The organism is Enterococcus sp. AZ103 (genome assembly GCF_051714685.1).
GTDB classification, from domain to species: Bacteria; Bacillota; Bacilli; order Lactobacillales; family Enterococcaceae; genus Enterococcus_A; species Enterococcus_A alishanensis.
In genome coordinates this window covers 2880655-2888215 of the sequence record NZ_JBIOSI010000001.1, presented here as the reverse complement: position 1 = coordinate 2888215, position 7561 = coordinate 2880655, and the positions used below count along the sequence as shown (strand labels likewise).

Below are 7561 nucleotides of genomic sequence, written 5' to 3'. Positions count from 1 at the left end.
ACAGAAAAAGACCGATGACGAGAGTTAAGTCATCGGTCAGCGAGCCTAGCAACAAGAAAAGTTTGAATTTGTAAGCATATGAAAAGGATTGGTAGGCTCGTGTATATGATAACACAAAAAAGACCGTTACTCGGAGAGAGATAACGGTCAGTAAACCTAGCAATATGACAAGTCTGAATTTGAAAGCAAAAAAAAGGATTGCTAGGCTTATTAATATGATAGCACAAAAAAAGACCGCTGGTGCAAGTGGAGACCAACGGTCAGCCATAGTACATCTGATGAAAGACGTATGGCTACTTGTATTTTAACATAAAAAAGACCGCCGTGATAGGTGGCGGTCTAAGAGCCTAATTATATAAAAGTAAAAAAGTCTCGGGAAAAACTTAGGTTAGAAATTAGTTAGGCTCGAATTAAATTATACAATAAAAAAAGATAGCCGACCACTGGCTACCTAAAGAATATTGACTTTATCTGTTTCCGCAGACTTAAATATTTTATCAAATAAAAATATCGGCCACAAGAGTGATTGATGTTGATAAAATGGAAGTTATTTAAATGAAGTTAAAACTTGATTCTTTATATGTTCTTGTAATAATATTTTAAAATTTTTATCGTATTCTTTTAAAATTTCGTTTAGATGATTTTGATAATAAAGTTCGACGTCACGAGCGTTATCAAATTCTTGTAAAGGTATTGTCATTGAATCAATAGTTAGACTAGATATATCTTTCATTAGGTTATCTAGATTAATAGTTACAGACATTTAAAATCACCTCTTTTAAAGATTCTACCATTTTGTAAAAAATATAGTAACTAAAGAGCATGAAAAGTCAGTAAACGTATTGTTTTAAGGAAAGGAGATAATTAATTGATACTAAAAATTATTGTCGGAGTTGTGTTTTGGTTCATGACCTATATGCTGGGTTATTTCGTAGGGAAAGAAGAAGTAAGAAAAGAAAACAAATAATTATCAAATTGTAATAAGAAATAGCGAAAGTCGGCTTTTCAGAAAGGAGAATTTAATGATAATAAGAGGTAAATATAACACAGCTAAAGTTTTTACCGAAAATGTGGAAAATACTGCAAAATTACAAATTAATGAAATGATGAATCATGACTTTGTTGGTGGAGAACAAATTAGAATCATGCCAGATGTGCATGCTGGTAAAGGATCAACGATTGGAACCACGATGACAATCAACAATGGGAAAGTTGTACCCAATCTTGTGGGTGTAGATATTGGTTGTGGTATCTCAGTTTACGAGGTCGAAAGTACAGAGGATTTTAATTGGGAGAAATTAGATAAGGTAATAAATAATTATGTACCTTCAGGAAAAAATGTAAGGAATAGTGTTTTAAACGCTAATAAAATAAATTTTAATGAACTTTCTTTTCCCCTTCATAATGAGAATAGAGTACAACTATCTCAAGGCACTTTGGGAGGAGGAAATCACTTTATTGAGATTTCTAAATCTAGTGACAAAAATTTTTTATTGATACATTCTGGTTCGAGAAATTTAGGAGTACAAGTCGCGAAGTATCATCAAGATAAAGCTATTGCATATCATAAGTCTAATACATTTGATCGTAAAGAATTGATAGAAAAGTTAAAGGCTCAAGGACGAGAAAGAGAGATTGAATCTGAATTAGCCAAAATTAAACCAGTAGCTTTCAATAAAGAATTAGCTTATTTAGAAGGTGATCTGCTTTCTGATTATTTTAATGATATGAGGATAGCTCAAAATTTTGCAATAAATAATCGATCTTCAATGGCACAAGTAATTATTGAAGAGATGGGCTGGAAATGTATTGATTCTTTCGACTCGATTCATAATTATATCGATATTGAAAATAAAATTTTACGAAAAGGGGCCACCGATGCTAGAAAAGATGTCCGTTTAGTAATACCTTTGAACATGCGTGATGGTGCAATTATAGCAAAAGGTAAAGGTAATCCCGACTGGAATTATTCAGCTCCGCATGGTGCAGGTAGAGTGATGTCTAGGAAGAGAGCAAAAGAACTGGTTAATCTAAAGGACTTTAAAGATTCTATGAAAGGAATATATTCAACTTCCGTAGTTGAGTCCACTCTGGATGAATCACCTTTTGCATATAAAGAAGCTCAAGAGATTGTTGATAACATCCATGATACAGTTGAAATTTTGGATGTTATAAAACCAGTATACAATTTTAAAGCGAAAGAATAATAAGGTGTCATTTAACCTATTACGGTGTATCGGTTGTGAGAAATAACTGTTTTTTGTATAAAAGTTGTGAAAAATAAAAAAAGCTTCTCAATCAAGGTTTTTATGTCGTTGCAACTAAATTACAAGTATAGAAGTGATTTTGCAACCAGGAATTTTAAAATAAAAAAAGCCAGGATTTCTCCCAGCTACAATATATTCAACAAATTTATTATAGCATAGGAGTGGCGTATTTGATGGCTTTAATACCAGAAATTGATAAAAGAAAAACCAAAATGAACGCTAGAAAAGTCTTGGTACAGTATCGTAAGTGGGAACGGATTGCTGGGAAGTCATCTATAGATATCAAATCACCACTTATTAGTGATATGCCCAGAACTCTTGGTGTATCAGTTAATAAATCGCAAGATGGAATTGTTGAGCGTGTGGACGCTGAGATTAATAGAGACGCAATATTAAGAGCCTTAGCAGCTTTATCTTGGAGAAGTAGACAAATACTATCTATGACTTACTGTGAACATGAGAAAGCTTCTGTGTATGAAATAGGGTTGAACATGGGATACAGTGAAATACGTATTAAAGAATTACGAGGCATTGCACTGATAGAATTTTCGGAAGCATATAAGAATGGCCAACTTTTATCATATGAATAAAAACATACTTTTTCCATACTTTTTATTCGAAAAAGGGTGTTATCATAGTATTATGGAAATTTCCAATAAGGCATCAAACAACATCCGTCAGAAATAATTACTGTCTTATCTACTATAGCGGATTAATTGTTTGGTGCCTAAGTTACTAAGGCAGCTAAACCAAATTTAAAAACAGAAGGCGAGGAAATTCTGTTTCTAAATAATTCTATTTTCTACACTGCAGTCTTAGTTGTCATTGTGGTGTTAAAAAAAATATGAACTGAAACTTTCATATTAACAATATGTGTGAAGCATTAAAAATCAGATGTATAATCAACTATTTTTAAGTACAAAAAAATAAAAAAGGAATGCTAGCATAGCAATACCCGCACTGAGTATAAACAGGGATAATAATTTTTTTCTATTTTTCAATAAATTATATATTGATATTAGTATTAATAACAAACTCATTAATACCAGTATCAATAAAACTATTACAACAATCAATACTCCCGTGCCTAGTCCCATAAATATAGTTCCTTTTAAATGCCATTAATATTTTATTTGGTACAAATCATTATACACAATTTAGATCGCTTAGGCGGTCTTTTTATTTTGGGAGGAATGATTTAGATGGATGAATCAATTGATGAAGCAAGAAAGATAGCTCATGACTTTAAAGAAGTTGAACAAGAATTAAAGCCTTTTCACCTGCAACATAGATTGTTTATTGGATTAAAGAGAGCAACAAAACTCTATGAGCAATTAAAGAAAGAAGATTTAGTTTAGTAGTCTTAGCAATTTTGTAATAAAAAAGAAGCCTAGCAAATGCTAGACTCCTAATTTATCCTTCAATGCTTCAGTAAGCAAAAGAGAAAAGTTAATATCTTCTTGTTTACCTAGAGCATCTAAGTAACGTGGGATAGTTAAAGTTTTCTTGATAGCTTTGTTGTCAAACTTTAATCGGTAAATATCGGTGTTTACTTCAATAGGAATTAATAAGTCTCCATCAGGAATAGAAATATCTGATGGTTGTAATGGTTCAGGAATTTCCTCGCCATCATCTTGTGCATTGATAAGCCAACCAGCTAATAAGTCTTTAGCCATGTATAAAGCATCATGCATATCAGAGCCAAAGGTAAAGGCACCATCTAGTCCTGGGAACTCTACATTAATCCCATCATCAGCTAGATTAAATAAAGCATAGTAAATATACATTGTGTTTCTCCTTTCTCGGTGGAGACAGATATGAAAGCATCCGAGAAGGTCACGGGCTTTATTTCAAGCCCGCTTGCTTCAAGATGTTACTTGCTGTTCCTTTTGGTATGTCTTTACTACCATGTTCAGGAACTGTAACTTTTCCCTTTTTAGTTGGGTGAAGAAAATGTTTGTGACTTCCTTTCTGATTCTTTTCGTACCAGCCATCGGCTTCAAGAATCTTTATGATTTCCTTTGCTTTCATTGTCTATCTCCTTTCTATAAATATATTATAGCACGTATAATAATACGTGTAAATAGTTTTTGATAATTAATTCAATATATTTTAGAAGATAATTGTTGAAGGGAGATGACTAAGATAAACCAGAGAGTTATGGATGATGTAGCCAAACTCTACAAGACTCACCGTTGGCAAAGACTGAGAGAAGTAATAATCAGTCGTGACTATGGCTTGTGCCAAGAGTGTAAGAGAAGAGGCATCATAACAAGAGGCGTGGTTGTCCATCATCTAATAGAAGCTAGAGAGGATATAACTAAGTTCTGGAATAAAGATAACCTACAGCTTGTTTGTCTTGCTTGTCACAATAAGGAGCATCCAGAGAAGTCTGGAGGAGAAAAGAAAATAAAAACTAAAAGGAAGGTAGTGAAGTTTTATGCAACAAAGGAATAACGGGGCACAGCTTGAGTGGCTAGACAATGCTATATCGGTACTAGAGGGCATTAGAAGTAATGTCAAGGATGGACAAGCCTTTATCATTCGAGCGATATAGATAGAGACAATGAATTACCTGATTCAGATGGAACAGAAGAAGTTAAAGTTGTTATTGACATAACTTATCAAGCTTTCAACAAAAAGTAGAAAATTTTTTAAAGTGGGGATTAAAGACTACCCCCCTCCCCAAAATAATAGCAAAGTGGGGGTCGGAAAGAACGGTGTCGTCCTTCCTTCACACAAACACCGCTTTTCAAGTTTTTTGGGAGGTGAAAATTTTTGATAAAAAAAAGTAGCACGAGTGGTTGTTAAGCCCAAAATATTATATCGATTTATGATTTTAAAAATCCAAATACAGTATTTATTTAACACAGAATGGGCGCAAGTCTCACTAGATTGGTTTTTTTATGATTTACAAAATGATATAGGTAAGTATTTTAGAATTACAACGACTTTCGAATGATAATAGTCAAAAAAGGAAGAAGGTGAGATTATGCCGCAACCAGCAAAGAGCGCAAAATTACAGTTATTAAATGGAAATCCGAATAAAAAAAATACTACTGAACTTAAAAAGAGAGCAGTGGCAGAAGAAAAAATGAAGATGGCAATAGATAAAGTTAAGCCACCGAATTGGCTCGATGCCACGGGTAAAGTTACCTTCAATTTTATCGCTGAAGAATTGTTACTAGTAGAACTAGTTAGTAATCCAGATATCCATCTTATGGCCTTATATTCAAGTTGGTATTCTCAATACATTTCCTTAGAAAAGCAATTACGAAAACTACGAAGAGAGTACAAACTAAACTATGAGATAGCAAAAGCAGAAGCTGAATCCAATGGAGAGCCTTTTAATGAACCAAATGAATTGATAGGAAATCCGTTATCAAGACAGATGGATACAGCTTCCCGTAATTTACGAACACTGGCAAATGATCTTGGCTTATCACCTTCTGCCAGAGCGAAGTTAGCGATTAAATTAGCTCAGGATAATGGAGATGATTCAGAATGGACTTGATGAATCTATCTTATTCTGAACTTGAAAAATGGTGGATTGACTATAAGGATGAACAAGCTTCTTGGGGTGGCATTTTAGTAGAACCATATCCTGAATTATTGACCACTTGGTACGCTGAACGACTTATTGATGGTTTAATTCCAGCCAGTAAAGAAAATATCTCTGCGGCTAAACGTCATATGTTGGATTTAGAAAAACAGGGAACAGATGGATTCCCTTGGATTTTTGATGAAGAAGCTGGTCACAGACCTATACGTTTTATTGAAGATAACTGTCGACCAACTGAAGGTGATTTTGAGCGATTTACTTTACAACCGTGGCAACATTTCATTGTTGGTTCAATATTCGGGTGGGTGCATAAAGACACTGGTATAAGACGCTTTCGTGAAGCTTTAACCTTTGTTGGCAGAAAAAACGGAAAAACATCGTTAATAAGTGGTTTATCTGCCTATATGCTTGGATATGATCGAGAACAAGGGGCAAATGTTTATGTACTAGCGAATGCCAAAGATCAAGCATCTATCTTATTTGACAAAGCAAAAGAAATGGTGAAACAATCGCCGCTACTAGATACAAAATATAAGCCACAAAGATCAGTAATTAAAGATGAAGCTACTTTCTCAAAAATGGAGGCAAGGGCTTCAGATAGCAAAAAGCTTGATGGATTAAACACTCACTTTGCTATCTTTGACGAGATTCATGAGTTTATAAATTTTAAGTTAATCAATGTAATAAAAAAGTCTCGTGGTACTAGAAGACAGCCTTTAATTGTTTATATTACTACAGCTGGTTATGTGTTAGACGGGCCATTAATGCAATATTATGACAATGCACTCGATTGTTTAGAACATCTTGAAGATGGACTAGACGAACGGGTTTTTTATTTTGTCGCAAAACTTGATGATGTTTCTGAAGCTGACGATCCTAGAAATTGGATTAAAGCAAATCCTAATCTTGGTTTGATGTCGTTTGTTGATTTAGTAACTGACTGGAAGACTGAAAGAAATAGCCCACAAGAAAGAGCTGATTGGATTACCAAGCAGTTTAACCTGTTTTCGGATATTGATGAACTGTCTTTCTTAGATATGCAAATGATCAATAAAAACGACAAGATAATTGAATGGGACTCACTACTTCATCAGGAATGTGTAGGCGGGTATGATTTATCAGAAACACAGGATTTCACTTCTGCTAATTTAGAATTTCCAATATATGAAACTGGGGAAATTGCCGTTTTAGAGCACAGTTGGATTTCGCAAGAGCGTTATAACAATGATAATAATAAGCAGCGGCTAGATTCTTGGATTAAAACAGGTGATTTAACAGTGACACCAGGTAATTATGTTGATTACGATTTTGTGTTTGACTGGTTCGTTGAACAGTCGAAAAAATTTAAAATACTAAAGGTTCGTTACGATAGAAGAAACAGCTTAATTCTTAACCAGAAAATGATTGATTATGGATTTGTAATGGAAGAAGCAATTCAGGGATTTATTACATTAGGTGGTCCAATGAAAGATTTAAAAGAAAGATTTTTGGATGGGAAAGTCATTTTTAATAATCAAAAAATATTCAGATGGTATTTATCTAATGTAAAACTTGTTCAAGATAGAAATAATAACTGGATGCCTACTAAACAATCTAAAAATAGAAAAATTGATGGTTTTGCTGCCATGCTTAATAGTCATGTCAGTGTGGTAGAGATGTTCGCGAGTAAATCTAAACAAACAGGAAATGTTGGATTTATAAGTATTCGTGACATGATGAAAGGAGGGTAGAG

Annotated in this window: 9 protein-coding genes; 6 read left to right on the top strand and 3 right to left on the bottom strand. The window is 33.7% G+C overall.

Features of this window, described 5'->3' with window-relative positions:
• Window positions 1–547 precede the first annotated feature (547 nt).
• Window positions 548–763 carry a hypothetical protein gene (locus tag ID741_RS14470; protein WP_438720427.1) on the bottom strand — a complete coding sequence of 72 codons (216 nt, stop codon included), beginning with the start codon at window positions 761–763 and terminating at the stop codon, window positions 548–550.
• 259 nt (window positions 764–1022) lie between these two features.
• Between ID741_RS14470 and ID741_RS14465 the strand changes: the two genes are divergently transcribed.
• From ID741_RS14465 to ID741_RS14455, 3 genes are all read left to right on the top strand, one after another.
• Window positions 1023–2207 (top strand): RtcB family protein, encoded by a 1185-nt coding sequence (locus ID741_RS14465; protein WP_438720426.1) that lies wholly within the window; start codon window positions 1023–1025, stop codon window positions 2205–2207.
• A 233-nt stretch (window positions 2208–2440) separates the two neighbouring features.
• Window positions 2441–2857 carry an ArpU family phage packaging/lysis transcriptional regulator gene (locus tag ID741_RS14460; protein ID WP_438720425.1) on the top strand — a complete coding sequence of 139 codons (417 nt, stop codon included), beginning with the start codon at window positions 2441–2443 and terminating at the stop codon, window positions 2855–2857.
• 612 nt (window positions 2858–3469) lie between these two features.
• The gene (locus ID741_RS14455) at window positions 3470–3625 is read left to right on the top strand and encodes a hypothetical protein (RefSeq protein ID WP_438720424.1); all 156 of its coding nucleotides are present in this window, start codon (window positions 3470–3472) and stop codon (window positions 3623–3625) included.
• 42 nt (window positions 3626–3667) lie between these two features.
• On the opposite strand, the gene ID741_RS14450 is transcribed toward ID741_RS14455, so the two are convergent.
• Window positions 3668–4054 (bottom strand): type II toxin-antitoxin system HicB family antitoxin, encoded by a 387-nt coding sequence (locus ID741_RS14450; protein ID WP_438720423.1) that lies wholly within the window; start codon window positions 4052–4054, stop codon window positions 3668–3670.
• A 58-nt stretch (window positions 4055–4112) separates the two neighbouring features.
• On the bottom strand, window positions 4113–4298 hold the full coding sequence (locus ID741_RS14445) for a type II toxin-antitoxin system HicA family toxin (RefSeq protein WP_438720422.1): 186 nt from the start codon (window positions 4296–4298) through the stop codon (window positions 4113–4115).
• A gap of 105 nt (window positions 4299–4403) precedes the next feature.
• Here ID741_RS14445 and ID741_RS14440 point away from each other — a divergent pair, with 105 nt between their 5' ends.
• From ID741_RS14440 to ID741_RS14430, 3 genes are all read left to right on the top strand, one after another.
• Window positions 4404–4724: an HNH endonuclease gene (locus ID741_RS14440; protein WP_438720421.1), complete on the top strand. Its 321-nt coding sequence runs from the start codon at window positions 4404–4406 to the stop codon at window positions 4722–4724.
• A gap of 535 nt (window positions 4725–5259) precedes the next feature.
• Window positions 5260–5781 carry a phage terminase small subunit P27 family gene (locus ID741_RS14435; RefSeq protein ID WP_438720420.1) on the top strand — a complete coding sequence of 174 codons (522 nt, stop codon included), beginning with the start codon at window positions 5260–5262 and terminating at the stop codon, window positions 5779–5781.
• A complete protein-coding gene (locus ID741_RS14430; RefSeq protein WP_438720419.1) occupies window positions 5772–7559 on the top strand; it encodes a terminase large subunit in 1788 nt (595 codons plus the stop codon). The genes ID741_RS14435 and ID741_RS14430 overlap by 10 nt, the downstream gene beginning before the upstream one ends.
• Window positions 7560–7561 lie beyond the last annotated feature (2 nt).

Coding starts and splice junctions, on each gene's coding strand:
- ID741_RS14470 (WP_438720427.1), bottom strand. CDS start 763: ATGTCTGTAACTATTAATCTAGATAACCTAATGAAAGATATATCTAGT.
- ID741_RS14465 (WP_438720426.1), top strand. CDS start 1,023: ATGATAATAAGAGGTAAATATAACACAGCTAAAGTTTTTACCGAAAAT.
- ID741_RS14460 (WP_438720425.1), top strand. CDS start 2,441: ATGGCTTTAATACCAGAAATTGATAAAAGAAAAACCAAAATGAACGCT.
- ID741_RS14455 (WP_438720424.1), top strand. CDS start 3,470: ATGGATGAATCAATTGATGAAGCAAGAAAGATAGCTCATGACTTTAAA.
- ID741_RS14450 (WP_438720423.1), bottom strand. CDS start 4,054: ATGTATATTTACTATGCTTTATTTAATCTAGCTGATGATGGGATTAAT.
- ID741_RS14445 (WP_438720422.1), bottom strand. CDS start 4,298: ATGAAAGCAAAGGAAATCATAAAGATTCTTGAAGCCGATGGCTGGTAC.
- ID741_RS14440 (WP_438720421.1), top strand. CDS start 4,404: ATGACTAAGATAAACCAGAGAGTTATGGATGATGTAGCCAAACTCTAC.
- ID741_RS14435 (WP_438720420.1), top strand. CDS start 5,260: ATGCCGCAACCAGCAAAGAGCGCAAAATTACAGTTATTAAATGGAAAT.
- ID741_RS14430 (WP_438720419.1), top strand. CDS start 5,772: ATGGACTTGATGAATCTATCTTATTCTGAACTTGAAAAATGGTGGATT.